25 protein-coding genes and 2 tRNA genes are annotated in these 23,178 nt (G+C 69.4%); 7 read left to right on the top strand and 20 right to left on the bottom strand.

Features of this window, described 5'->3' with window-relative positions; genetic code table 11:
• Positions 1 to 6: 6 nt before the first annotated feature.
• The 8 genes from ASE12_RS12260 to ASE12_RS12230 form a co-directional block, all read right to left on the bottom strand.
• Entirely contained in the window at positions 7 to 546 is a 540-nt protein-coding gene (locus ASE12_RS12260; protein WP_200955015.1) for an acyltransferase, read from the bottom strand.
• Positions 547 to 549: 3 nt separating this feature from the next.
• Complete coding sequence (locus ASE12_RS12255) at positions 550 to 1,179, bottom strand: YveK family protein (protein ID WP_056400871.1); 630 nt, start codon at positions 1,177 to 1,179, stop codon at positions 550 to 552.
• A 259-nt stretch (positions 1,180 to 1,438) separates the two neighbouring features.
• Positions 1,439 to 1,525, bottom strand: a tRNA-Ser gene (locus ASE12_RS12250).
• 74 nt (positions 1,526 to 1,599) lie between these two features.
• Positions 1,600 to 2,004, bottom strand: coding sequence for a hypothetical protein (locus tag ASE12_RS19785; protein ID WP_157412914.1), 405 nt, complete (start codon positions 2,002 to 2,004; stop codon positions 1,600 to 1,602).
• 31 nt (positions 2,005 to 2,035) lie between these two features.
• Positions 2,036 to 2,124: transfer RNA gene (locus ASE12_RS12245), tRNA-Ser, on the bottom strand.
• 43 nt (positions 2,125 to 2,167) lie between these two features.
• Positions 2,168 to 3,223 (bottom strand): hypothetical protein, encoded by a 1,056-nt coding sequence (locus ASE12_RS12240; protein ID WP_056400868.1) that lies wholly within the window; start codon positions 3,221 to 3,223, stop codon positions 2,168 to 2,170.
• Complete coding sequence (locus ASE12_RS12235) at positions 3,220 to 4,005, bottom strand: carbon-nitrogen hydrolase family protein (RefSeq protein ID WP_056400865.1); 786 nt, start codon at positions 4,003 to 4,005, stop codon at positions 3,220 to 3,222. Before ASE12_RS12235 ends, ASE12_RS12240 begins: the two co-directional genes overlap by 4 nt.
• Before the next feature lie 115 nt (positions 4,006 to 4,120).
• Positions 4,121 to 5,008 carry an alpha/beta hydrolase gene (locus ASE12_RS12230; RefSeq protein WP_056400861.1) on the bottom strand — a complete coding sequence of 296 codons (888 nt, stop codon included), beginning with the start codon at positions 5,006 to 5,008 and terminating at the stop codon, positions 4,121 to 4,123.
• Positions 5,009 to 5,066: 58 nt separating this feature from the next.
• Between ASE12_RS12230 and ASE12_RS12225 the strand changes: the two genes are divergently transcribed.
• Positions 5,067 to 6,038 carry an NAD(P)H-quinone oxidoreductase gene (locus tag ASE12_RS12225; protein WP_056400858.1) on the top strand — a complete coding sequence of 324 codons (972 nt, stop codon included), beginning with the start codon at positions 5,067 to 5,069 and terminating at the stop codon, positions 6,036 to 6,038.
• Here ASE12_RS12225 and ASE12_RS12220 read toward each other — a convergent pair.
• Positions 6,028 to 7,077: an acyltransferase family protein gene (locus ASE12_RS12220; RefSeq protein WP_056400855.1), complete on the bottom strand. Its 1,050-nt coding sequence runs from the start codon at positions 7,075 to 7,077 to the stop codon at positions 6,028 to 6,030. The genes ASE12_RS12225 and ASE12_RS12220 overlap by 11 nt on opposite strands.
• A gap of 72 nt (positions 7,078 to 7,149) precedes the next feature.
• Here ASE12_RS12220 and ASE12_RS12215 point away from each other — a divergent pair, with 72 nt between their 5' ends.
• The 3 genes from ASE12_RS12215 to ASE12_RS12205 all read left to right on the top strand — a co-directional run bounded on the left by ASE12_RS12215 (position 7,150) and on the right by ASE12_RS12205 (position 8,742).
• The gene (locus ASE12_RS12215) at positions 7,150 to 7,653 is read left to right on the top strand and encodes a bacterial proteasome activator family protein (protein WP_056400852.1); all 504 of its coding nucleotides are present in this window, start codon (positions 7,150 to 7,152) and stop codon (positions 7,651 to 7,653) included.
• Positions 7,654 to 7,725: 72 nt separating this feature from the next.
• Complete coding sequence (locus ASE12_RS12210) at positions 7,726 to 8,286, top strand: WhiB family transcriptional regulator (RefSeq protein ID WP_056400849.1); 561 nt, start codon at positions 7,726 to 7,728, stop codon at positions 8,284 to 8,286.
• Positions 8,287 to 8,337: 51 nt separating this feature from the next.
• Entirely contained in the window at positions 8,338 to 8,742 is a 405-nt protein-coding gene (locus ASE12_RS12205; RefSeq protein WP_056400846.1) for a secondary thiamine-phosphate synthase enzyme YjbQ, read from the top strand.
• On the opposite strand, the gene ASE12_RS12200 is transcribed toward ASE12_RS12205, so the two are convergent.
• Together ASE12_RS12200 and serS are read right to left on the bottom strand one after the other, a co-directional pair.
• Complete coding sequence (locus tag ASE12_RS12200) at positions 8,739 to 9,524, bottom strand: HAD family hydrolase (RefSeq protein WP_056400842.1); 786 nt, start codon at positions 9,522 to 9,524, stop codon at positions 8,739 to 8,741. The two genes, ASE12_RS12205 and ASE12_RS12200, sit on opposite strands and share 4 nt — an antisense overlap.
• Entirely contained in the window at positions 9,521 to 10,792 is a 1,272-nt protein-coding gene (serS, locus tag ASE12_RS12195) for a serine--tRNA ligase (RefSeq protein ID WP_056400839.1), read from the bottom strand. Before serS ends, ASE12_RS12200 begins: the two co-directional genes overlap by 4 nt.
• Before the next feature lie 236 nt (positions 10,793 to 11,028).
• Between serS and ASE12_RS12190 the strand changes: the two genes are divergently transcribed.
• Positions 11,029 to 12,645 (top strand): phosphatase PAP2 family protein, encoded by a 1,617-nt coding sequence (locus tag ASE12_RS12190; RefSeq protein WP_056400836.1) that lies wholly within the window; start codon positions 11,029 to 11,031, stop codon positions 12,643 to 12,645.
• A gap of 16 nt (positions 12,646 to 12,661) precedes the next feature.
• Here the strand turns inward: ASE12_RS12190 and ASE12_RS12185 are convergent, their stop codons facing one another.
• The 8 genes from ASE12_RS12185 to ASE12_RS12150 form a co-directional block, all read right to left on the bottom strand.
• The gene (locus ASE12_RS12185; protein ID WP_056400833.1) at positions 12,662 to 13,249 is read right to left on the bottom strand and encodes a dihydrofolate reductase family protein; all 588 of its coding nucleotides are present in this window, start codon (positions 13,247 to 13,249) and stop codon (positions 12,662 to 12,664) included.
• 27 nt (positions 13,250 to 13,276) lie between these two features.
• Positions 13,277 to 13,759, bottom strand: coding sequence for an SRPBCC domain-containing protein (locus ASE12_RS12180; protein ID WP_056400830.1), 483 nt, complete (start codon positions 13,757 to 13,759; stop codon positions 13,277 to 13,279).
• A gap of 23 nt (positions 13,760 to 13,782) precedes the next feature.
• A complete protein-coding gene (locus ASE12_RS12175; RefSeq protein ID WP_056400826.1) occupies positions 13,783 to 14,103 on the bottom strand; it encodes a helix-turn-helix transcriptional regulator in 321 nt (106 codons plus the stop codon).
• Positions 14,104 to 14,277: 174 nt separating this feature from the next.
• Positions 14,278 to 15,285, bottom strand: coding sequence for an adenosine deaminase (locus tag ASE12_RS12170; RefSeq protein ID WP_056400823.1), 1,008 nt, complete (start codon positions 15,283 to 15,285; stop codon positions 14,278 to 14,280).
• 48 nt (positions 15,286 to 15,333) lie between these two features.
• Entirely contained in the window at positions 15,334 to 15,723 is a 390-nt protein-coding gene (locus tag ASE12_RS12165) for a hypothetical protein (RefSeq protein ID WP_056400820.1), read from the bottom strand.
• Positions 15,724 to 15,840: 117 nt separating this feature from the next.
• Positions 15,841 to 18,333 carry a glycoside hydrolase family 65 protein gene (locus tag ASE12_RS12160; protein WP_369797201.1) on the bottom strand — a complete coding sequence of 831 codons (2,493 nt, stop codon included), beginning with the start codon at positions 18,331 to 18,333 and terminating at the stop codon, positions 15,841 to 15,843.
• Positions 18,330 to 19,040, bottom strand: coding sequence for an HAD family phosphatase (locus ASE12_RS12155; protein ID WP_056400817.1), 711 nt, complete (start codon positions 19,038 to 19,040; stop codon positions 18,330 to 18,332). The genes ASE12_RS12160 and ASE12_RS12155 overlap by 4 nt, the downstream gene beginning before the upstream one ends.
• Before the next feature lie 77 nt (positions 19,041 to 19,117).
• A complete protein-coding gene (locus ASE12_RS12150; protein ID WP_056400814.1) occupies positions 19,118 to 20,377 on the bottom strand; it encodes a hypothetical protein in 1,260 nt (419 codons plus the stop codon).
• A 113-nt stretch (positions 20,378 to 20,490) separates the two neighbouring features.
• Here ASE12_RS12150 and ASE12_RS20085 point away from each other — a divergent pair, with 113 nt between their 5' ends.
• Together ASE12_RS20085 and ASE12_RS20080 are read left to right on the top strand one after the other, a co-directional pair.
• Entirely contained in the window at positions 20,491 to 21,672 is a 1,182-nt protein-coding gene (locus ASE12_RS20085; protein ID WP_056400811.1) for an arginine deiminase, read from the top strand.
• 3 nt (positions 21,673 to 21,675) lie between these two features.
• Positions 21,676 to 22,599 (top strand): sigma-70 family RNA polymerase sigma factor, encoded by a 924-nt coding sequence (locus ASE12_RS20080; protein WP_056400808.1) that lies wholly within the window; start codon positions 21,676 to 21,678, stop codon positions 22,597 to 22,599.
• On the opposite strand, the gene ASE12_RS12135 is transcribed toward ASE12_RS20080, so the two are convergent.
• Positions 22,562 to 23,161 carry a carboxymuconolactone decarboxylase family protein gene (locus ASE12_RS12135; RefSeq protein ID WP_056400804.1) on the bottom strand — a complete coding sequence of 200 codons (600 nt, stop codon included), beginning with the start codon at positions 23,159 to 23,161 and terminating at the stop codon, positions 22,562 to 22,564. The genes ASE12_RS20080 and ASE12_RS12135 overlap by 38 nt on opposite strands.
• Positions 23,162 to 23,178: the final 17 nt, after the last annotated feature.

Below are 23,178 nucleotides of genomic sequence, written 5' to 3'. Positions count from 1 at the left end.
GGCGACTCAGAAGAACAGCGGCCGGAAGACCGGACGGTAGTCGAGGGTCGACCGACGGGTGCCGATCGAGACCGCCGGGACGCCGGCGACGATGTCCATCGCCGGCACGTCGGCGCGTACCAACGAGCACGCCGACACGACCGCGCCACGGCCGATCGTGACGCCGCAGAGAACCGTCGAGCGTACGGCGAGCCACACGAACTCCTCGACCACGATCGGCTCGAGGATCGCCGGGAAGTCAGCTGCGTGGACGTCGTGGAAGGCACCGACGAAATGGGTGTCGCTCGCGATCACGGTGTTGGAGCCGATCGTCAGCCCGCCCCGGGCGTCCAGCACGCAGCGGAACCCGATCGACACGGCCTCGCCGATCTCGAGGTGCGCGATGCCCAGCACCGTCGTGCCGCGTAGCAGCGAGCAGTCGCGGCCGATCGTGGCGCCCCAGAGGCGCAGGGTCGCGATGCGCAGGGTGTGCGAGGGCACGTACGTCATGACGGCGTTGTAGAACGCCTCACCGAGGTGTGCCCAGATGCGCCCTGGCCGCGACACGGGTCAGGCTCCGGTCGTGCCGTGAGCTCGGGCGCGGCGGGCGAGGTCGCGCGCGACGACCACGGCCGAGCCGATCACGACGCCCACGACCAACCCGACGATGAGGTTGACCGGCCAGTTGGGCGTGCTGGGGCTGTCCGGCACGCGGGCGGCGCTCACGACGGTGCCGGTCATCGCCGAGGGGCCGTCCTTGTCGGGGCGCTCGAGCGCGCTGACCTGGTTGATGAGCGAGCCGCTGACCGCGTCGGCGGTCTTGGCGGCGCGCTTGGCCGAGGTGTCCTGGACCGAGACGTCGACAAGCGTCGTCGTGAGGCTGGTGTCGACCGACACCCGGTCGGCCAGCTCCTCGGCGTTGACGCCGTCGCCAACTGCTGCGGCAGCCGGCTCGAGCACGCTGGTCGAACGCGCCAGCGAGTCGAAGCCCTGAACCCTCGCCTGCGTGTAGGTCGCGGCGTACGCGAGGTCCTCGCCCTTGGGTCCACCGGCGGCGGCGAAGTAGATCGTGGTGGTCGCGGTGTACTGCGTCGTCGCCAGCGCCGACACCACGCCTGCGGCCACGAGCCCGAGGATCGCAGCGCCCAGCATGATCGGCCACCCGCGGAGGATGGCCCTGACGTAGTCGTACGGGTGCACCTGTGACTCCTGTTGCTCAGCGTCGCTCCGGGCGTTGACGGACTACCTCACTCTATGAGGCTTGGCCGTACGACGAGCAATAACCCGCTGGAGGCGCGGCAACGGGTGGTCAGACGACCGGTCATTGAGCCTGTCGAAATGACATCCAGCGTTGCGTTGTCATCTCACCTGCGGAGCAAGCTCCTCAGCTGGTCACCACGCAAAGAGACCAGCCACGTTGCGTGGCTGGTCTCTTCGATTCGTGCTTGTCACGTTGCGGCGGAGGTGGCGAGATTTGAACTCGCGAGAGGTTTAAACCTCAACCCGCTTAGCAGGCGGGCGCACTAGGCCACTATGCGACACCTCCCCGCCGCCGATCGAGACCGGCAACCGGAACAGGATACCGACCACGTCGCCCCTCCGACGAATCGGGCGTGATCGTCAAGTAGTCGGGTCGAAGCGGCGGTAGCCGTTGGCGGCGTTGAGCCGGTCGTAGATGTCGCGGATCAGCTCCGCGACGCGACCGCCGACGTACGCCAGCGGGAACGCCAGCACCTCACCGTTGCCGCGGTCGACGAAAAGCCGACCGCCGTCGGTCGTGACGTCCTCGACGTCGAGCCACGCCACGTCGACGGGCTTGACCGTGAGCGGTCCGCCGACACGCAGGCCACCGGCGTCAGTGCGTGCGACCACGGGCGGCAGGGCGTACACGCGGACGGCGTTCGCCAGCGAGGCGACCGCCAGGATCCCGAAGATCCAGGCGAGCGCCGTGACCGAGGACAGGAAGAACGCCAAGGCCGCCGCGACACCGCCGACCATCACGTTGATGCCGACGGAGAGCAGCACGAATCTGCGGTCGAGTCGATAGTTCGTCAAGCAGAGGGGGCGGGATTCGAACCCGCGGCTGACATCGCTGCCAGCGAGCGCTTTCAAGGCGCTTCCGATCGGCCGCTCCGGCACCCCTCCTGGGTGGCAGCACCGAGGCGCTGCGCCGCGAACGATTATCGCACTACTTGAGCGCGGCGAAACGGGGAGGTTCCACGCGTACGACCGGGGCGATGGCTCGCGCCGCCCGTGACGACGGCTCCTTGAGGAACTGACGACGCAGGACGAGGCCCACGATCAGGCCGAGCACGGCGGAGTAGAGCGTGGAGAGGCCGATGTACTTCGGGTACGCGCCGGGGGACACCAGCGACGTCGTCAGCACCGCGGTGCCGATCACGGCGAAGACCAGGATCCACCAGCCCTCGCGGCGCTTCGACCGCAGCGAGACGCCGACGATGAGCGCCGGGAAGCCGATGAGCACCTCGATCGGACGCGGCGCCCCGTGGAACGTACGCCGGGTCCAGATGACCATGTCGGTGAAGGCCTGCACCAGCGACTGCGAGCCGTGCGTACGGACGAAGCTGCTGTAGGCGATCACCACCATCACGAGCGCGGCCACGCCGAGCAGGATCGCGAGGTTCTGGCGGCCGAGGCCGTGGAGGCCGGCGCCGAGGTTCCACACCAGCGTGATCGCCAGGCCGAGCGACACCGTGAGCACGATGAGGTTGAAGCGCTGGTAGTTGACCGGGGCGTTCCAGGCGGCGACGCCGAGGGTGCCGCTCAACGCGACCAGCAGGGCGAAGGCGTACTCGCGGATCGCGCCCCACAGCGTGGCCACCGGCCGGGTGACCAGCACCGCCCACACCGAGGCCAGCACCGCCGTCACCGCCGCGGCGGATGCGAGCAGGACGTTGGTCTCGAGCGTCACGGCGAGGGCTCCGAGCGCCGCCGTCATCGGCAGCCAGATGCGCATGTGCCCGCCGCCACGGTGGGTCAGCCCGATCGCGAACACCACCATCAGCAGGGCGGCCGACGGTCGTACGATCCACGACGGCGTGTCCACGGCGATGATCGAGGTGGCCGCACCGGCCGTGCCGGCGAGCCAGCCGATGAACACGAGCACCATGACGAAGCGCGCCGCCCGCGGCGAGTCGAGACGCGGCTCACGGGTCGGGAGGTCGTACTCCGGGGGTATGGAGGCGTCGAGGCGACGACGTCCACCCTTGGTGGCACGGCTCATGGTTGGGTACGGATCCTTCGGTTGGCCAGGGACGGGTTGATCTCCCGTGCATGCGCCACGACCTCGGGCTCGAGGGTGGCGCGGATGATCTCGGGGGCCGAAACCGCCTCGCCCACGATAGAGCCCCATGGATCGACAACCAAGGAGTGGCCGGTGTAGCGGTCCCCACCCTGCGCGGCTGCGACGACGTACGCCGTGTTCTCGATCGCCCTGGCCGCCAGCAACGTGCGCCAGTGGTCGAGCTTGCGGTCGCCGGCCACCCACGCCGCCGGGACCGCGATGACCTCGGCCCCGGCGTCGACGAGAGCCCGGGCGTGCTCCGGGAACCGGAGGTCGTAGCAGGTCATCAGGCCGACGGGTGTGTCGGCGATGTCCAGCACGACGGGCTCGATGTCGCCGGCACGCAGCCGGTCGGACTCCTTGTAGCCGAACGAGTCGTAGAGGTGGATCTTCCGGTACGTCTGACGCAGCGCGCCGTCGGGACCGACGACGACGAGCGTGTTGAACGGCAGCCCGTCCGTACGCTCGAACATCCCGGCCACGAGCGTCGCGCCGAGCCGCTGCGCCTCCTCGCCGAGGAGCTGGACGAAGGGCCCGTCGAGCGGTTCGGCGACGGCGGCGAGGTCATGGTCGGCCGCCCCGAAGTCGTGCATCGACGCCTCCGGCAGCACCACGAGGTCGAGCGTGTCGGCGGCGCTCAGCACTGCGATCTGAGACCGGATGTCTTGCCGATTGGTCGCCGAGTCGGTCGCCGAAGCGAGCTGGACCAGTGCGACACGCATGGTTTCCATCTTCGCAGGTGGGACCTGAGCATGGTGCAACCTCGCGATTTGTGACGTTGCAGGCGCTTCAGCGCCTGCGAAGCGCCCGCAACTCCACACATCGCGGGGGTCCGGCTCAGACCGGGACGGTCTCGCGGAGGAAGTCGATCTGGTCGGTGACGACCTCCTCGAACCACGGGTCGAGGTAGAGGTCGAAGTGACCCGTCCGATAGCGCTTGATCCGGCCCTGCCGGGCCTTGCGGACGTGCCAGATCGTCGAGCGCGAGGGCGCCACGCTGTCCTTCATCGCGACGCAGAACAGTGCGGGGCACTCCAGCGACGCCGCGGCCCGTCCGGGGTAGTAGAGCGGGATGCGGAGCCCGACGCGAGCGGCCACGCGATCCGGCGGACGAGGTCCCGGAGGACTCAGCGCGACATACCCGGGCAGCGCGTCAGGCGCCGTCATCAGGGCCGCTTCACCTCGCGCCCCGGCGACCGCGACGCGTACGGGGGGCTTGCCCCGCAGTCCGCGCACCGCATCGCGCAGGCCGAGCACCGTCAGCTTCAGCAGGCTGCGCAGGCCGACCGTGCGTGCCGAGGCGAACCCGTCGGTGAACGGGCACTGCGAGATGATCGCCGCGACATCGCCGTCGCGACTCCCCGCCTCGATGACGTGCCCACCGCCGAACGAGGTGCCCCACAGCACGATGCGCCGACGATCGACCTGCGGCAGCGACCGTACGTGATGCATCGCGGCGGCCCAGTCGTCGAGCTGGCGCTGGATGTCGAGCAGCTCGCGCGGCTCACCGTCGCTCGCGCCGAAGTGGCGGTAGTCGAACACCAGGACGCGATAGCCCTCGGCGACGAACCGCTCGGCGTACGCGTCGAGGCGCATCTCCTTCACGGCGCCGAGTCCGTGCGCCATGATCACGACCGGCCCGGGGCCATCGGCGCCGTCAGGCTCGTACCACCAGGCACCGCACCATCCCGGCCCTGAAGGGAAGCGCACATCGACCCGGCTCATGGGAGAAATGCTAGGGCGTGGCTCGGCAGCAGAGGGGGAGGGCGGCTAGCCTGCGGGGATGCGCGCCGTCATTGCTCCCAACCCCGGAGGCGTCGATGCCCTCGAGGTGGTCGACCTTCCGCAGCCCGAGCCCGGACCCGGCGAGGTCCTCATCCGCGTCGCTGCGGCCGGCCTCAACCGGTCGGACCTCCTGCAGCGGCAGGGTCTCTACCCACCGCCGCCGGGCGTCACCGACGTCCTCGGGCTCGAGTGCTCCGGTGACATCGTCGCCGTCGGTGAAGGCGTGACGGACCTGCCGCCCGGCACGCACGTGTGCGCGTTGCTGGCCGGCGGCGGCTATGCCGAGTACGTCGCGGTGCCCGCGGGCCAGGTCGCGACGGTCCCCCTGGGCATCTCGCTCGTCGATGCCGGCGGCCTCATGGAGGTCGCCGCCACGGTGTGGTCGAACGTCTTCATGATGGGCAAGCTGCAGCACGGCGAGACGCTGCTGGTCCACGGGGGTGGCAGCGGGATCGGCACGATGGCGATCCAGCTCGCCAAGGCCTTCGGGGCCCGCGTCATCGTCACAGTCGGCTCGCCCGAGAAGGCCGAGTTCTGCCGCGAGCTCGGCGCCGACGTCGTCATCGACTACAAGCAGCAGGACTTCGCCGCCGAGATGAAGTCGGCCGGCGTGACGGCCGACGTCATCCTCGACATCATCGGCGCCAAGTACCTCGACGCCAACGTCTCGGTGCTCTCGACCGCAGGGCGTCTCGTGGTGATCGGCCTGCAGGGCGGCGTGAAGGCCGAGCTCAACCTCGGAGCCCTGATGTCCAAGCGGGCCGCCGTCATGGCAACGACGCTGCGGGCCCGGCCGACCAGCGAGAAGGCGGCGATCGTGTCCGCGATGGTCGCACAGGTCTGGCCGCTCATCTCGGACGGCACGGTGCGCCCGATCATCCACGCGACCTATCCGCTCGACGACGTACGTCAGGCGCACCAGGTGCTCGAGGAGTCGAGCCACATCGGCAAGGTCCTGCTCACGCCCTGACGCGTTCCGGCTCCGGCACGTCGTGCACGAGCGGTGGCGGCACCACGACCTGGGCCATCGTCGATGCCGTACGCCGGACGGCCCGGTCGAAGAACGGGTGCACCAGCACGCGCAGCACGACGACGGTCACCCCTGCGGCGAGCAGGGAGGCCTCGACCTGGCCGACGCCCGCACCCTGGAACGCGTCCTGCAGCACGAAGACGACCGGGATGTGCAGGGCGTACACGGCGAGGCTCCGGCGACCGAGACCCTCGACCGGCCGCAGGCGGTTCGGCACGACGGCGAGGACGCACGCGCCACACACCGTCGCGAGTGCCAGGCAGAGCGCGCGGTACGCCACGGCGTCGACGCCCGTCACGCCCATCGACGCCGCGGTGTCGGCGCCGCGGATCCAGCGCGGGTCGAGGCCAGACCTGACCACCACGGCCGTCACCGTCAGCAACGCGGCACCGGCCGTCGCCATCACCACGGTCGACGTCTCGGCCGTGCGCCGCAGAGCCCCGGTGCCGTAGAGGTGCCCGGCGACGAAGAACGTCAGGTAGCACAGGGCCCGCGACCACGAGACGAGATCGCCGTCGGGGTACGGCAGCAGCACCGCGGCCACCGACACGGCAGTCGCGGCAGGCAGGGCGTACGCACCGAGGCGGACGACGAACGGCAGCGCGACGAGCCACCAGCCCATCGCGAGCAGGAACCACAAGGCGTACGTCGGGTGGAGCAGCCGTTCGGCACTGAGGTCGCCGACGCCGAAGCGGAGCGCGACGTACGTCGTCTGCAGCAGCACGTAGAGGCCGACCATCTCGACGATGCGGTGGGCGAGCCCACGCGTACGAGCGGTCACGCCGGCCAGGAACACGAACAACGGCATGTGGAACAGGTAGAGGAACGTGAGGACCCAGCGCTGCGGATCGTGGTGCCAGCCGGAGTAGAGCACCCCGGGGGCCTGGCCGCCCGACGTCTCCAGGAAGTGGCCCAGCACCACGCCGGCGATGAGGAGTCCTTTGAGCAGGTCGAGGCGGCGATCGCGGGTCCGGGGCATCTCTTCCACCCTTGCAGCCCGGTTCAAGAGACTCAGATCACGGCCTTCAGGACCGCTGGATAGTCTGAGGCAATGACTGAGCAATCCCCCGAGATCATCGGTCCCGACGGCAACGCCATTGCCGCGCCGGCACCTGGTACGTCCCTCGGCGACCTCGTCGAGCAGCCCGCCAAGGTGATGCGCATCGGCGGGATGATCCGCCAGCTCCTCGACGAGGTCAAGGCCGCTCCGCTCGACGAGGCCAGCCGCGCCCGTCTGCGGGACATCCACCTCCAGTCGATCAAGGAGCTCGAGGACGGCCTCGCCCCCGAGCTGGTCGAGGAGCTCGAGCGTCTCAGCCTGCCGTTCGACGGCGAGACGCCCAGCGAGGGTGAGCTGCGGATCGCCCAGGCCCAGCTCGTCGGCTGGCTCGAGGGGCTCTTCCACGGCATCCAGGCGGCGCTCTACGCCCAGCAGGTGCAGGCCCAGGCGCAGTTCCAGAACATGAGGCTGGCTCTACCGGGTCCAAACGACACCAAAGGTGACAATTCGGAAACCTCGGCCGAAAGCGATGGCTCCGGGGGCATGTACCTCTAAAGTTGCCTCCAACGCGAGCCAAGCACGATGCAGGAGTGTCATCGGGCCGGGCTCGTGGGGAAGAGGGAGCCCATGACCATCGTCGACGACACGACAGCACCTCCGTGCGCCTTCGAGCCGGAGGTCTACCTGGATGAGCTGTTGCACTCACCACCGGCCCGCACCGACATCACGGCGGCCGAGTGGGAGCGGCTGACGCTCAAACGCGCGACGGCCCATCGGCAGTGCGCCGGTTGCCCGCTCATGGTCGAGTGCCTCTACCGGGCAGTCGTCCAGATCGACGTCTCCGGCTACGTCGCGTGCACGACCGAGCACGACCGCGAGGTGATTCGCCACCGGCTCGGCATCGAGGTGCAGCCGGAGGCGACCACGGCCTACGGCGCCGCGCGTGTCGGCGGCGGACCGGTCAACCACGACGCCGTCATGACCGCGCGTCAGGCGTACCCCAAGGACACCTGCCACCAGCTCGCCGAGCGCCTCGGGTGCTCGACCTCGACGATCAAACGGCACCTGCGCCGGGCCCGGGAGCAGAAGCGCGACGACGCGCTCACCCCGCCCGCAAGCCCGTGCCTGCCGACGGTCGACGCGGTCCTCGACGTGTTCGACGAGCTGGAGACCAGCAAGACCGCCTGAGCGTTCGACGTCCTTTTCGACAAGCTCAAGGACCGGTGCAACGATCGTCGTATGCGCAGTGAGCTGGTTTCCGTACGGACGGGTGGGCGCTCGGTCGTCCACGACCTCACCTCGGAGTGCGAGCGGTTCGTCCGCGAGGAGCGCGACGGGCTGCTGCACGTGTTCGTCCCGCACGCGACGGCAGGTGTGGCGATCATCGAGACCGGCGCCGGCAGCGATGGTGACCTGCTGACCGCACTCGACGACCTGCTGCCCCGCGACGACCGGTGGGTGCACCAGCACGGCACGCCCGGGCACGGCCGCGACCACGTCGTGCCGGCATTCCTCGCGCCCTCGATGACCGTGCCGGTCCAGGGCGGCCGGCTCCTGCTCGGCACGTGGCAGTCGGTGTGCCTCGTCGACACCAACGTCGACAACCCGGACCGCGAGGTGCGGCTCAGCTTCCTGAAGGGCTAGACGTAGCGGGCGAGCTCGGCGACCAGGCCGTCCTCGTCGATCGTGCCGACCACCTCGTCGGCGGCAGTCTTGACGTCGTCGGGCGCCTGGCCCATCGCCACCCCGCGGCCGGCCCACTCGATCATCTCGAGGTCGTTGTTGCCGTCACCCACGGCCAGCACGTCGGACCGGTCGATACCGAGCTTGGTGCAGAGGAACTCCAGTCCCGACGCCTTGGAGACACCCTCGGGCGCGAGGTCGAGCCACGCGGAGTAACCGATGTAGTAGTTGGTGCCGGTCAGGCCGAGGTCCTTGACGATCGCGGTGAACTCGTCGCGGCTGTGCTCCGCCGACCGGATGACCACACGGGCGACCGGCTCGGCGATCAGTGACTCGACGTCCTCGACGACGAACTGGCCGGAGATCTCGTTGTCCGGGAACGGCTTGTTGAGCCGGAACCCGACGCCCACCTCCTCGACCGCGACGAGCGCCTCAGGCATGTGCTCCAGCACGCGGCGCACGGCCTCGCTGGCGTCGAACGTGACGACGTCGAGCAGCTCGACCTCCGGGTCGTAGCGGAACGTCACGGCACCGTTGCTCGCCACTCCGTAGCCCTCGGTGAACCGCAGGTTGTCCACCGCGTCCATGACGCCGGGCACCCCACGACCGGTCGCGATGACGGTCTCGATGCCGGCGTCACGCACGGCGTGGACTGCCGAACGCACGGCCTCGGTCATCACGTTCTCGCCGTCGACGAGCGTCCCGTCGACGTCCAGCGCGATCAGCCGAGGCTTCCAGGTCACGCGAGGGGCCTCAGGACCTCGCCGAGCAGCGGGTGCAGCGCGGCGGGCAGGCGTACGGAGCCGTCGGCCTGCTGGCCGTTCTCGAGCAGCGCGATGATCGTGCGGGTCATGGCGCACAGCGTGCCGTTGAGCGTCGCCGCGGACTTCGTCCCCTCGGCGCCGCGAACGCGGATGTCGAGGCGGCGGGCCTGGAACTCGGTGGTGTTGGACGTCGACGAGACCTCGCGGTACTTGCCCTGCGTGGGGATCCACGCCTCGCAGTCGAACTTGCGGATCGCCGACAGGCCGAGGTCACCGGACGCCACGTCGATGACGCGGTAGGGCAGTTCGAGGGCCTCCAGCCAGGACTTCTCCCAGGCGAGGATGCGCTGGTGCTCGGCGTAGGACTCCTCGAGCGTCGTGTAGACGAACATCTCGACCTTGTCGAACCAGTGCACGCGGAAGATGCCCCGGGTGTCCTTGCCGTACGAGCCGGCCTCGCGGCGGTAGCACGGGCTGAACGCCGCGTAGCGCCGCGGCAGCGACTCGGCCTCGAGGATCTCGTCGGAGTGGTACGCCGCGAGCGCGACCTCGGACGTACCGACGAGGTAGAGGTCGTCCTTCTCGAGGTAGTAGACGTCGTCCGCCGCGCCCTGCCCGAGGTAGCCGGTGCCCTCCATCGCGCTCGGCTTGACCAGCGCGGGCGGGATCATCGGCGTGAAGCCCCACTCGGCGGCCTTGCTCATCGCGAGCTGGGTCAGCGCCAGCTCGAGCTGCGCGCCCACACCGGTCAGGAAGTAGAAGCGCGAGCCGCTGACCTTGACGCCACGCTCGCTGTCGATCGCGCCGAGCAGCTGCCCGAGCTCGAGGTGGTCGCGCGGCTCGAAGCCCTCGGCCGCGAAGTCGCGCGGCGTGCCGACGGTGTCGATCACCACGAAGTCGTCCTCGCCACCCTCAGGGGCTTCGGGCGAGGCAAGGTTGGGCAGCGTCTTCATGAGCCGCTCGAACGTCTCGGCCGCATCGACCTGCGCGGCCTCGGCGTCCTTGACCTGCTGGCTCAGCTCCTTGGCACGGGCCAACAGCTCCTGCTTCTCGTCGCCCTGGGCCTTGGGGATCAGCTTGCCGAGGTTCTTCTGCTCGCCGCGCACCGCCTCGTACGCCGAGATCGTGGAGCGCCGCTCCTCGTCCGCGCGGATGAGCTCGTCGACGAGCTCGGTCGACTCGCCCCGGCGCCTCTGGGCAGCGCGTACGGCATCAGGGTCTTCTCGCAGGATCCGGGCTTCAATCACTGCCTCAGCCTATCGTCCGGCTGGCGCCCGCAACTCAGTCCATTAGGCACTGTGATCGGTCCCGCCTCGATCAGCGAGCCCGCCATCCGCGCTCGATCCGGCAAGGCCGACGACTGAGGCGCACCGGGGTTGTGCGGCGAAGGAGGAGAACGCCGCCGGGCGAGATGCGGGGGCGGGTGAGCCGAGGCGGGCCCGGTCGCAGTGCCTTAGGCTGGGTCGACCCCTGAGGAGGAAGCTTGTCGTTCGATCTGCGTCGTGCCGCGCCTGCACGCCGGGCCATCCTCTGGTGGGCCCTCGCCGCCCCGGCCACCCTGTTCGCGGTCCTGGCGATCTGCGTGGGTGTCGGCGCCAATGCGGTCATCGACCTCGACCACGACGTGGCACAGGACGCGTACGACTACGCGTCCCGCCACGGCGGCCTCGTCGACTTCCTCGACGTCGTCGCGGTCGTGTTCAGCAACCTCGGCGCGGCGATCGTCCTGCTGCTGCTTGCCGCGTACGCGCTGTGGCGCCACGAGCGTCGCGTCGCGATCTGGATCGCCGTCAGCGGGATTGTCGCGATCGTCGGCAACGCCCTGATCAAGCTGGCGTACGAGCGCGAGCGCCCGGTCTTCGACAAGCCGCTGCACGAGATCGGCGGCTACTCGTTCCCGAGCGGGCACTCCTCCGGTGCGGGCATGCTGTTCACCGTTGCGATCCTCATGACGATCGTGCTGACGGGCCGCGGCTGGAAGCGCCGCATCCTCATCACCCTGCTCGTCCTCATGGCCCTCGGAGTCGGCGCGAGCCGCATCTTCCTCGGCGTGCACTACCTCAGCGACGTCGTGGCCGGTCTCAGCTTCGGCACGGCGGTCGCCCTCGGGCTCTGGATCGTGCTGGTCAGCGACGCCACCCGTGTGCCCCACGAGCTCGCCGCCCTCACCGGCTCTGGTCGCAAGCGGGCAGCCGTCGTGCTCAACCCGTCCAAGATCGCCGACGTCGAGGCGTTCAAGGAGCGCGTACGCCTCGTGGCCCACCGCGACGGGTGGAAGGAACCGCTCTGGTTCGAGACCACGATCGAGGATCCCGGCCACGGTCAGGCCAGCGCCGCGCTGCGCGCCGACGTCGACCTCATCGTCGCGGCCGGCGGCGACGGCACGGTCCGCGCGGTGTGCGAGGAGGTTGCCCGCACGGGTGTGGCCGTCGGCATCCTGCCGCACGGCACCGGCAACCTGCTGGCCCGCAACCTGTCGATCCCGCTCAACACCCGCGACGCCCTCGACGTCGTGTTCGGCGGCCAGGACCGGGCGATCGACCTGTCGACGCTCCGGACCGACTCGGGCACCAACACGACGTTCCTCGTCATGGCCGGCCTGGGCATGGACGCCGCGATCATGACCGGCGTCAACGACCAGCTCAAGGCCAAGGTCGGCTGGCTGGCCTACTTCGTCAGCGGGGTCAAGGCGGCGCGCTTCCCCGCGATGAAGGTGCAGATCTCGGTCGACGACGGCGAGTTCAAGAAGTTCCGCGCCCGTACGGTCGTGGTCGGCAACGTCGGGTTCCTCCAGGGCGGCATCCCCCTGCTGCCCGACGCCCAGATCGACGACGGCAGGCTCGACGTCGTGGTGCTCGCGCCTAAGCGGTTCATCGGCTGGCTCGCGATCATCGTGCGCGTCATCGGCCGCCAGAAGCGTACGAATGAGCGGCTCGACCGGCTCACCGGTCACAAGGTGCACATCAAGGCCGAGAAGATGATGCCGATGCAGCTCGACGGCGACCCTGTCGGCGAGGGCCAGGAGATCACCGCCGAGGTCCAGCCCGGCGTCCTGCTCGTACGCGTGCCGCTCGCCCCGGCACCCGCGACCGCGATCTGACCCCGCGGGAGCAGGATCAGTCGCGCTTGACGGCGTACTGCAGATGCGTCGCCCGGGTCCCCGGCGTCACGATCGGGTCCTCGAGCCTGTGCGGAGCGGCGCCCAGATTCGCGAAGTACGGGATCCCCGAGCCCAGCAACACCGGGACGAGACTGACGTGGACCTCGTCGAGAAGACCCAGGTCGAGCGCCTGTCGAGCGACGTCGGCGCTGGCGACGGTGACGTCCTTGTCACCGGCGATCTCCTTCGCCTGGGCGATGCCGGCCTCGACGCTGCCGGCGAACGTCGTCCTCGGCCAGCGGTGCGCGTCGTCAGGGACGTGATGCGTCACCACCACGACCGGCGAGCCAACCGGATGGTTGTCGCCCCAGCCGTCGGTGATGTCGAACAGTCGCCGACCGCAGACGAGCGCACCGACGTCCGCCATCCAGGCTCGCAGAAGGCCGGCGCCGGCCTCGTCCACGTTGAACGCGATGTCCTCGTTGGCTGAGGTGAGGCTGACGTCTCCCGCGCCGTACCAGCCGAACAGCTCGTCGATGCCGTCGTGCGGGTCGGCGATGAAGCCGTCCAGCGACATCGTCATGTGTGACATGACCTTGCTCATCACGATCTCCTCCTCACGGTGTGGATGTCAGAGGGTGGCCAGGATCTCGTCGAGGCGCTCGTAGCCCTCGCGAACGCCGACGTCCATGCCGCTGCTCGCCATCCCGTCGCGATCCTCGGTCGAGGTGAACACCGTGACGCTGTCGGCGCGGGAGCGTCCGTCGCCGAGGTCGACCAGTCGCAAGGTCTCGAACGAGACATGACCGGGCATGCCCATCCACTCGAACGTCCGCATCGACAGCTCGGGAGTGGGCTCGCCGTGGACGACGCCGCGGAAGGCGTACTCGTTGCCGTCAGGGTCGCGCTGGACGAGCGACCACGTGCCGCCGTGGCGCGGCTCGTGGGTCATCTCGGTGTTGGTCAGGTATCGGGGGCCCATCCAGCGGGCGATCAGCTCGGGGTCCGTCATGGCGCGATAGACCTTGTCGACCGGGGCGTCGAACTCGCGCGAGACCGTGATCGCGTGCGTGCCCGGGGTCTCGATGGTCAGGGTGTCGGTGGTGTTCTTCATGGTGCTCTCCTTGGGTGCGTGGGTCAGTCGAGTGAGTCGAGCAGCTCGTCGAGTCGCGCGTAGCTCTCGGACCAGTACTCCCGGTAGTCCGCCAGCCATCCGGTGGCGTCCTTGAGGGGCGCGGCCTCGAGGTGGCTGAGGCGCATCGTCCCCTGCCGGTTGCGCGAGATCAGCCCGGCCTGCTCCAACACCTTGAGGTGCTTGGAGATGGCCGGCTGCGACATCGTGAACAACGCGGTGAGGTCACCCACGTTGGCGTCCTCCTGCGCGAGCCGGGCCAGGATGGCGCGGCGCGTGCGGTCGGCCAGCGCGCCGAACACGAGGTCGAGCTGATCGTCGTCCATTCGATAACCATTCCTTTATGTAACTTGGTGGTTATAGATAACCATGTGGTGATGCACCCGTCAACCCCTCAGCGACGGGCGGTGGGTTCGTCGCCCTTCAGGCAGCCCGAAGGGCGACCAGCTCACCGCCGAGCGGAACGATGGGCGAGCAGGTCACCGCCAACGGCTGAAGGGTCAGGCGTTGGCGGTGTAGGTGTCGATCTCGTCGATGATCGCGGCCTTGGTCGCGTCGTCGGCGAAGGACGAGCGTACGGACGCACGCGCGAGATCCGCGATGCCGCTCTCGTCCAGGCCGAGCAGCTCGGCGGCGACCTCGTACTCGTGGTTGAGCGTCGTGGAGAACATCGGCGGGTCGTCGGAGTTGATCGTGACGGGTACGCCGGCGGCGACGAGGGCGGGGAGCGGGTGCTCGGCCATCGACGGCACGGACCGCGTGCAGACGTTGGACGTCGGGCAGACCTCGAGCGTGATGTCGTGCTCGGCGAGGTGGGCCATCAGGGCGGGATCCTGTGCGGCGGCGATGCCGTGCCCGATGCGCTCGGCGCCCAGGTGGTTGATCGAGTCCCAGATCGTCTCGGGTCCGGTCGACTCGCCGGCGTGCGGGACGCTGTGCAGCCCGGCCGCGATGGCCTGCTGGAAGTAGGGCGCGAACTGCGGACGGGTCACGCCGATCTCGGGACCACCGAGCCCGAAGCTCACGAGACCGTCGGGCTGCAGGCGCAGGGCGGTGTCGAGCGTGACCTCGGCAGACGGCAGGCCGGACTCGCCGGGGATGTCGAAGCACCAGCGCATCGTGAGGTCGAAGTCCGCCTCAGCCCTGCGGCGCGCGTCCTCGAGCGCTTCGCAGTACGCCTCAGCGCTGATGCCGACGGCGATCGAGGTGTAGGGCGTGCAGGTCAGCTCGACGTAGCGGACGTTCTGCGCGGCAAGGTCGCGGGCGACGTCGTAGGTCAGCGTCCAGAGGTCCTCGGGCGTGCGCAGGAGGTCGACGACGGAGAGATAGACCTCGATGAAGTGGGCGAAGTCGGTGAACGTGAAGAACTCGGCGAGGGCTTCCGGGTCCGTGGGCACGGAGGTGGAACCGGCGTGGCGCTCGGCCAGCTCGGCGACGGTGCGCATCGAGGCAGAACCGACGTGGTGGACATGGAGCTCTGCCTTGGGCAGCCCGGAGACGAACGACATGCGATCGAGCGTAGCGAGCGTCCTTGCGACAAGCTCAACGACCGAGGGTCAGGCGTCGGCCGACTGCTGCCGTTCGACGACGCTGCCGCGCTGCTCGAACTCGACGTCGATCGTCAGCAGGACCTCGTCGTTGATCGAGAACTCGACCCGGTTCTCCTCGGCGGTGAGGTTGCCGGCGGTGCCCTCGTCGAGCCACGTGATCGAGCCGATGACGCTCACGAGCGCGACCTTGGCGCCGTTGTCGATCTGGCCGCGGAACACGACCGGTCCGGGACCCGCGTCGCGGATCACCAGGGCCGTACGGCTGACGGCGGGGTTGTCGACCGCAACGGTCAGGTCCTCGACCCCGCCGGTACGTCCGAACGTCCACTTGGCGTCGCCGTCGAGCATGACCTCACCGGTCTCGCCGTCGGCGGTCTTCCACATCACGGTGATCACTGCGTTTGCCTTCCGATACGCCTCGACTCCCGATTTCAGGGTAAGTCGTTTGCCCACATGAGACGTTCGAACAGCAGAATTATGACTCGAAAGGACCAGACGACCTGATCCGCGCCGTCACGTGCCGGGGACGATGGCCGAGATGATCGTGCCGTCAGCGCGCCGGCGACCGGGCACCGGCGACGGCTCGCCCTCGATGCGGGGGCCCTGGCCGTCGAGCGGGACGGACACCGGGTCGCCCGGCAGCACCGTGACCTCGTGGCCGCGGATCGAGATCGTCGCCTCCTTGCCCTCCTCGACGCTGAGCTCCACGCTTTCCGGCAGGACCGTGACACGTACGCGGGTGCCGCGCAGGGTGACGCGGAAGACCAGCGAGTCCCACGACTCGGGGAGCCTCGGGTCGAGCGTGAACACGCCCTGGTAGTCGCGGAAGCCACCGAACCCGTTGACCAGCGCGCTCCACACGCCACCCGTCGACGCGACGTGCACGCCGTCGGAGGTGTTGTGGTGCCGGTCGGCGAGGTCGACGAACAGCGCCGACAGGAAGTAGCGCAGCGCCAGGTCGTGGTAGCCGACCTCGGCCGCGATGATCGACTGCACCACGGCGGACAGCGTCGAGTCGCCCGTCGTGATCGGGTCGTAGTACTCGAAGTCGGCGCGCTTCTCCTCGGGGTCGAACTGGTCGCCCTGCAGGAACAGCGCGAGCACGACGTCGGCCTGCTTGAGCACCTGGAACCGGTAGATCACGAGCGGGTGGTAGTGCAGCAGCAGCGGCCGCTTGTCCATCGGCGTGTTGGCCAGGTCCCACACCTCGCGCTCGAGGAAGTGCTGGTCCTGCGGGTGCACGCCGAGGTGCTCGTCGTAGGGGATCGCCATGTCGCTGGCGGCCCGCTCCCAGTCGGCGACCTCACGCTCGTCGAGCTCGAGGCGCTTGACGACGCGGTCGTACTCGCGCCCGTCGCGGATCGCCAGCTCGCGTACGGCCTCCGCCGCGCGGCGCAGGTTGAACCGGGCCATGACGTTGGTGAAGAGGTTGTCGTTGACGACCGTCGTGTACTCGTCGGGTCCGGTCACGCCGTGGATGTGGAACGTGCCGTCCTCCTCGTTGCGCCAGAAGCCGAGGTCGACCCACATGCGGGCGGTCTCGACGAGCACGTCGATGCCCTCGCGGGTCAGGAAGTCGAGGTCCCCGGTCGCGGCGAGGTACTGGCTCAACGCGTACGAGATGTCGGCGTCGATGTGATACTGCGCGGTGCCGGCGGCGTAGTAGGCCGAGGCCTCCTCGCCGTTGATCGTCCGCCACGGGAACAGGGCGCCGTGCTGCGCCAGCTGCTTGGCACGGTTGCGAGCCGCGTCGAGCAGCGTGTAGCGGAAGCGCAACGCGTTGCGGGCCGCGCGCGGTGTCGTGTAGGTCAGGAATGGCAGGACGTAGACCTCGGTGTCCCAGAAGTAGTGGCCGCCGTAGCCGGAGCCCGTGACGCCCTTGGCGGGGATGCCGGTGCCCTCGGCACGAGCCGACGCCTGCGCGATCTGGAAGAGGTTCCAGCGCACGGCCTGCTGCACCTCGGGCTGGCCGGGGACCTCGACGTCCGAGCGCTCCCAGAAGTCGTCGAGCCACTGACGCTGGTCCGCGAGCTGCTGGTCCAGACCCTCGGTCTGGGCGCGGTCGAGCGTCCGGGTGCAGCGGTCGAGCAGCTCACGCGACGGCACGCCGCGCGACGTGTGATAGCTGACCATCTTGGTCAACGTGATCGGCTGCCCGGGCTCGGCGTCGATGCGATAGGTCATCTTGGCCAGGTCGTCGTCGGTCTGGATGCGCTTGGTGTAGTTGTTGGCCGTCTCGAGACGGTGGTCGGCGGCGACCGCGATCGTCATGCCGCTCTCGGCGCACTGGTAGCCCAGCGCGACCCGGCCGTCGGCGACGTTGCCCCAGTTGCTCTGCGGCAGCAGGACGCGGTGGCGCATGCTGCTGGCCTTGCGCGGGTCGACGCCTTCACCCATGGCCTTGGCGCGTACGTGGTACTCGTCCTCGCCGTCCTGACGGTTGAGGATCTGCGACGAGATCGCCACCGGGGCGTAGTCGTCGAGCATCGTCACCTCGAACGTCATGATCGCGAGGTGGCGCTGCGTGAACGAGACCATGCGACGCGAGCGGATCTGCACGCGCTTGCCGCCGGGCGTACGCCACAGGATCTCGCGGGACATCACGCCGGAGCGGAAGTCGAGGCGCCGCTCGTACTCCATGAGGTCGGCGATCTGCAGCAGCAGCGGCTCGTCGTCGACGTAGAGGCGGATGACCTTGGCGTCGGGGGCGTTGACGATCGTCTGGCCGACGCGCGCGAAGCCGAAGGCCTCCTCGGCGTGCTGGATCGGCCAGGTCTCGTGGAAGCCGTTGATGTAGGTGCCATGCGAGTAGGAGTCGCGTCCCTCGTCGACGTTGCCGCGCAGGCCGAGGTAGCCGTTGCCGACCGAGAACAGCGTCTCGGTGGTGCCGAGGTCCTGGCTGTTGATGTTGTTCTCGATCAACGCCCACTCGTCGACCGGGTAGCGCGTGCGGTCGAGGAAGTCGTGGACCTGGGGGGCGACGTGCGAAGGCCCGGTCATCGTCATACGAGCTCCTCGAGGTCCTGGACGACGACGTCGGCGCCGTTCTCCCGCAGCTTGTCCGGGCCGACACCGCGGTCGACGCCGACGACCAGGCCGAAGTCACCGGCGCGCCCGGCAGCGACGCCCGACAGCGCGTCCTCGAACACGACGGCCCGCTCCTTGGGCACACCGAGCTGCTCGGCGGCGTCGAGGAACGTGTCGGGCTGCGGCTTGCCGGCGAGGCCACGCTCGCCCGCCACGGCACCGTCCACGATCACGGGGAAGAAGTCGATCATCTTGGCGGCTCGCAGCACCGGCTTGGCGTTGCGCGAGCTCGACACGATCGCCATCTTGGTGCCGCGTTCGACCAGCGCGTTCACGAGCGCCACCGAGCCGGGGTAGGGCTCGACGCCGTCGGTCTCCAGGATCTGCTCGAAGTCGACGTTCTTGCGGTTGCCGAGACCGGCGACCGACGAGGACGACGGAGGATCGGCGGGATCACCCTCGGGCAGCTCGATCCCGCGGCTCGCGAGGAACGACCGGACGCCCTCGTAGCGCGGCTTGCCGTCGACGTACGTGTAGTAGTCGTCGTCGGTGTACGGCTCGGCGATTCCCCGCTCCTTGAGGAAGTCGCCGAACATCTGGGCCCAGGCGCGCATGTGCACTTCGGCCGTCGGCGTGATCACGCCGTCGAGGTCGAAGAGCGCAGCGTCGTAGTCGTTCCAATCCACACGTACGAGCGTATGCCCGGGAGGGCCACCACCGTTAAAAAACGGGGTGCGTCGCTCGACACAGAATCGGCCCGGAGTCAGCCCGCCGCGACGACCCTCACCGTCGGCGCGCTCGTGGCGTACGTCGTGAGGTAGCCGGTCTTGGCTCCGGTGACCCGGACCTGGATCCGCTTGTTCACGTCAGCCGCCGTCGGGACGTACGTCTTGGCGGTCGCACCGGCGACGAGGACGCCCTCGGAGTACCACTGGTAGGTGAACGTCACGCCGTCCGGCGTCCAGGTGCCCTCGTTGGCGGTCAGCGTCTGCCCGACCTTGGCGGTGCCGGTGATCGTCGGCGTGCCGTAGCCGAGCTGGGGCAGCTGGGCGATCGGCGCCGTCTCGGCGGTCGTGACGGTGACGGACGTGTAGCCGGCCTTGGACCCGGTCACGGCGACCGAGAGCTTCTTGCCGGCGCGGGCGGTGCCCGGCGAGAACTTCGAGCCGGTGGCGCCCTCGATCGGGACGCCGTCGACGAGCCACTGGTAGGTGAACGTCACGCCGGTCGGCGTCCAGGTGCCGGGGCTGACGGTCAGGGTCTCACCGACCTTGGGCGTGCCGCTGATGGTCGGTGCGACGGTGTTGGTGACCGGTGTGGCCACCGCAGGGGCGACCGACGCCGTGGCCTGGCTCGTGACGAACGTCGGGAGGTAGCCGGCCTTGGTGCCGGTGACGGTCACCTGGATGCGCTTGCCGACGTCGGCCGCTGTCGGCACGTACGTCTTGGCGGTCGCGCCGGCGATGACGGTGCCCTCGGCGAGCCACTTGTAGGTGAACGTGACGCCGTCAGGGGTCCAGGTGCCTTCATTGGCGGTCAGGGTCTGGCCGACCTTGGGGGTGCCCGTGATGGTCGGGACGGAGTAGCCGAGCACCGTCATGGCCGGCACCGCCGCGGTCTGCGCGCTGGTGGCGCTGCCCGGGTTCTTCATGCACTTGGAGGCGGTCACCTTGACCGAGATCTTCTTGCCGACGGCGCCCGCAGGGACCACGTACGTCGGCGAGGCCGTCGCGGGCGTGACGGCTGCCCCGTCGGCGAGCCACTGGTAGGTGAACGTCGCACCCGTCGGGCTCCACGTACCTGGGGACGCGGTCAGCGTCGAGGCGACCTTGGCGGTGCCGGAGATCGTCGGCGCGGCCGTGTTGGTCATCGTCCCGAGCCGGATGCCACAGAGCAGGCTGCCCAGGTCGATGCCGTCAGGTTCGGCGGCCTGCGCGTTGGACGGCGCGGCGCCGATCAGGCACACGGCGGTCACGAGCAGCGCCGAGACGCGGCGGAATGAACGGGTTCGGAGGAAGTGCATGGGAGTGTCTCCAGGTGTCGTCGGTCCCTCGGAAACGAGACTAGAACAGCCTTTCCGCTATTGCAGCAGAATCAGCCGACTTTCCTGCGGGCCCCGTCATCTAGGGTGACTGCATGGGTCTCGGAGCGGACAGCGAAGTCGGTCGCCTGCGTACGGTCATGCTGCACCGGCCCGGCCCCGAGCTCGGCCGGCTGACCCCACGCAACAACGACCAGCTGCTGTTCGACGGCATCCCGTGGCTCGGCCGGGCACAGGACGAGCACGACGCGTTCGCCCAGGCGCTGCGCGACCGTGACGTCGAGGTGCTCTACCTCGTGGAGCTGCTGGTCGAGGCGCTCGCGGTCGAGGAGGCTCGCGCGACGATCATCGAGAGCACCACGGCGAGCCTGCAGCTCGGCGACGGCCTGCGGCGGCACATCGCCCGCGTCATGACCGACCTCGCGCCCGAGGAGCTGGCCCTGACCCTGACCGCGGGCCTGCGCAACGACGAGGTGACGAGCTTCCGCAGCATCGTCACGAGCCTGCTGCCGCCCGAGGACTTCCTCATCGAGCCGCTGCCCAACCTGCTGTTCACCCGCGACTCGTCCGTGTGGCTGCCGGGTCACGTCGCCGTCACGAGCCTGGCCATGCCGGCCCGGGTCCGCGAGACCCAGCTGACCGGCCTGATCTACGAGCACCACCCCCGCTTCGCCGACGTCCCGCGCGTCCACGGCCCGCACCTCGAGCACGTCGAGGGCGGTGACGTGCTGCTCCTGGCGCCCGGCGTCATCGCGGTCGGCGTCGGCGAGCGTACGACCCCGGCCGGCTTCGAGCGGTTCGCCCGCCAGGTGCTGACCGGCGGGCTCGCCCACACCGTGCTCGCGGTGCCGATCGCGCAGGAGCGCGCCACGATGCACCTCGACACGATCGTCACGATGGTCGACGTCGACACCGTCGTCATCTATCCCAACATGGCCCACGACCTGCGCGCGCACGCCGTGACCTTCACGGGCGATGAGCTCGTGGTCGACGACGAGCAGTCGTTCTTCATTGCCGCCGCCAAGGCCATGGGCATCGACACCCTGCACCAGATCGACACCGGCCTCGACCCGGTCACGGCCGAGCGCGAGCAGTGGGACGACGGCAACAACACGTTGGCGATCGCCCCGCGCCTCGCCGTGGCCTACGAGCGCAACGAGCAGACCAACGCCCGCCTCGAGGAGCACGGCATCGAGGTCGTCGCCATCAGCGGCTCGGAGCTCGGCTCGGGCCGGGGTGGTCCGCGGTGCATGTCCTGTCCGATGGAGCGCGACTGAGCCATGACCCTGGTCGACACGTTCGAGGCTGAACGCCCTCGCCTGATCAACGTCGCCTACCGGCTGACCGGCAGCGTCGCCGACGCCGAGGACGCGGTGCAGGAGGCCTGGCTGCGGTTGCACCGCACCGACGCAGCCATCGACAACCTGCAGGCCTGGCTCACCACCGTCGTCAGCCGCCTGTGCCTCGATCGCCTCACGTCAGCTGCCGCGCGGCGCGAGACGTACGTCGGACAGTGGCTGCCCGAGCCGATCGTCACCCCACTCGCAGCGTCTGACCGTTCGGACGACCCGCTCGAGACCGTCGTCCGCGACGAGGACAACCGGTTCGCGGCCCTCGTCGTGCTGGACGTGCTGCCGCCGGACCAGCGCGTCGCGTTCGTGCTGCACGACGCGTTCGGCGTGCCGTTCGACGAGATCGCCGACGTGCTCGGCATCCAGGCGGCCTACGCACGACAGCTCGCCTCCCGCGCCCGGAGGACCGTCGCGGACCCGCCACCGCCGGTGCCGGACGAGGAGCACGATGCGGCTGTCGGCCGGTTCCTCGCGGCGATGGCGACCGGCGACCTCAACGCCGTGCTCGCGACCCTGCACCCCGACGCCCTGGTCATGGGCGACGCCAACGGCACCACCAACACGGCGGTCAACGTGATCCACGGTGCCGAGAAGTTCGCCCGGTTCTACCTCGGTCTGCTCAAGCGCTACGGCCCCGACGCGCTCACCAGCATGGAGCTCGTCCGGGTCAACGGGCAGCTGGGCGTCGCGACCTTCGGGTGGCAGGGCGAGACCGCTCGCAACAGCTCGCCGCCGCGCGTCGCCGGGTTCGCGGTGCGCGACGGCCTGGTCTGCGCGACGTACGACGTGGCCAACCCGGAGAAGTGGTCGGGCGTCAGACTGCCTGACTGGCCGGCTCGGCCGAGTCAGTAGCCCAGGGCACCCGGCACGCGTCGCCGGAGCTGAAGCCCTGCTCGGTGATGCCGAGCGCGTGATACATCCGGGCGCGCTGGTTCTCGTGCGAGATCTGGTAGGTCAGCTCGAGCACGCCGTCGTACCCGTACTTCTCCACCAGCGACGCGACCTGCTCGTCGGTGACCTCCGTCGGCGTCGCGGTCATCGCGTCGGCGTAGCGGATGACCTCCCGCTCGTCGTCGGTGAACTTGCCCGACGCCTCGAACTCGCCGATCTCCTTGAGCCGGTCGATGTCGAGGCCCTCGAGGCGCTGCAGCATCGCGCCGAAGTCGACGCACCACGAGCAGCCGACGGTCCAGGCCGTGCGGTAGACCGCGAGCTCGACGAGCGGCGCCGGAACGACGTGCATCGCCTTCTGCAGCGCGAGCTCGTGCCGGGCGGCGAGCACGAAGATCTTGCGGTGGTGCGCCATGATCGCGAAGGGTTCGGGCACCTCACCCAGCTGCTTGCGCGCCATCCGGTAGCCGATCTTGACGAGCGCGCCGGCGTCCTTGGGAGCGAGGGCGGGGATGCGAGGCATGGGATTCTCCTGTCCTG

Source organism: Aeromicrobium sp. Root236 (assembly GCF_001428805.1).
Lineage (GTDB): Bacteria > Actinomycetota > Actinomycetes > Propionibacteriales > Nocardioidaceae > Aeromicrobium.
This window is presented reverse-complemented; position numbering and strand designations above follow the sequence as displayed.

Excerpts from the sequence above, each read along its gene's own strand:
- ASE12_RS12240 (WP_056400868.1), bottom strand. The coding sequence starts at position 3,223 with ATGAGCCGTGCCACCAAGGGTGGACGTCGTCGCCTCGACGCCTCCATA.
- ASE12_RS20085 (WP_056400811.1), top strand. The coding sequence starts at position 20,491 with ATGGGTCTCGGAGCGGACAGCGAAGTCGGTCGCCTGCGTACGGTCATG.
- ASE12_RS12135 (WP_056400804.1), bottom strand. The coding sequence starts at position 23,161 with ATGCCTCGCATCCCCGCCCTCGCTCCCAAGGACGCCGGCGCGCTCGTC.
- ASE12_RS12205 (WP_056400846.1), top strand. The coding sequence starts at position 8,338 with ATGCGCAGTGAGCTGGTTTCCGTACGGACGGGTGGGCGCTCGGTCGTC.
- ASE12_RS12235 (WP_056400865.1), bottom strand. The coding sequence starts at position 4,005 with ATGCGTGTCGCACTGGTCCAGCTCGCTTCGGCGACCGACTCGGCGACC.
- ASE12_RS12210 (WP_056400849.1), top strand. The coding sequence starts at position 7,726 with ATGACCATCGTCGACGACACGACAGCACCTCCGTGCGCCTTCGAGCCG.
- ASE12_RS12225 (WP_056400858.1), top strand. The coding sequence starts at position 5,067 with ATGCGCGCCGTCATTGCTCCCAACCCCGGAGGCGTCGATGCCCTCGAG.
- ASE12_RS12170 (WP_056400823.1), bottom strand. The coding sequence starts at position 15,285 with ATGTCGTTCGTCTCCGGGCTGCCCAAGGCAGAGCTCCATGTCCACCAC.
- ASE12_RS12150 (WP_056400814.1), bottom strand. The coding sequence starts at position 20,377 with ATGCACTTCCTCCGAACCCGTTCATTCCGCCGCGTCTCGGCGCTGCTC.
- ASE12_RS12175 (WP_056400826.1), bottom strand. The coding sequence starts at position 14,103 with ATGGACGACGATCAGCTCGACCTCGTGTTCGGCGCGCTGGCCGACCGC.
- ASE12_RS12185 (WP_056400833.1), bottom strand. The coding sequence starts at position 13,249 with ATGAGCAAGGTCATGTCACACATGACGATGTCGCTGGACGGCTTCATC.
- ASE12_RS12180 (WP_056400830.1), bottom strand. The coding sequence starts at position 13,759 with ATGAAGAACACCACCGACACCCTGACCATCGAGACCCCGGGCACGCAC.
- ASE12_RS12215 (WP_056400852.1), top strand. The coding sequence starts at position 7,150 with ATGACTGAGCAATCCCCCGAGATCATCGGTCCCGACGGCAACGCCATT.
- ASE12_RS20080 (WP_056400808.1), top strand. The coding sequence starts at position 21,676 with ATGACCCTGGTCGACACGTTCGAGGCTGAACGCCCTCGCCTGATCAAC.
- ASE12_RS12230 (WP_056400861.1), bottom strand. The coding sequence starts at position 5,008 with ATGAGCCGGGTCGATGTGCGCTTCCCTTCAGGGCCGGGATGGTGCGGT.
- ASE12_RS12220 (WP_056400855.1), bottom strand. The coding sequence starts at position 7,077 with ATGCCCCGGACCCGCGATCGCCGCCTCGACCTGCTCAAAGGACTCCTC.
- ASE12_RS12160 (WP_369797201.1), bottom strand. The coding sequence starts at position 18,333 with ATGACGATGACCGGGCCTTCGCACGTCGCCCCCCAGGTCCACGACTTC.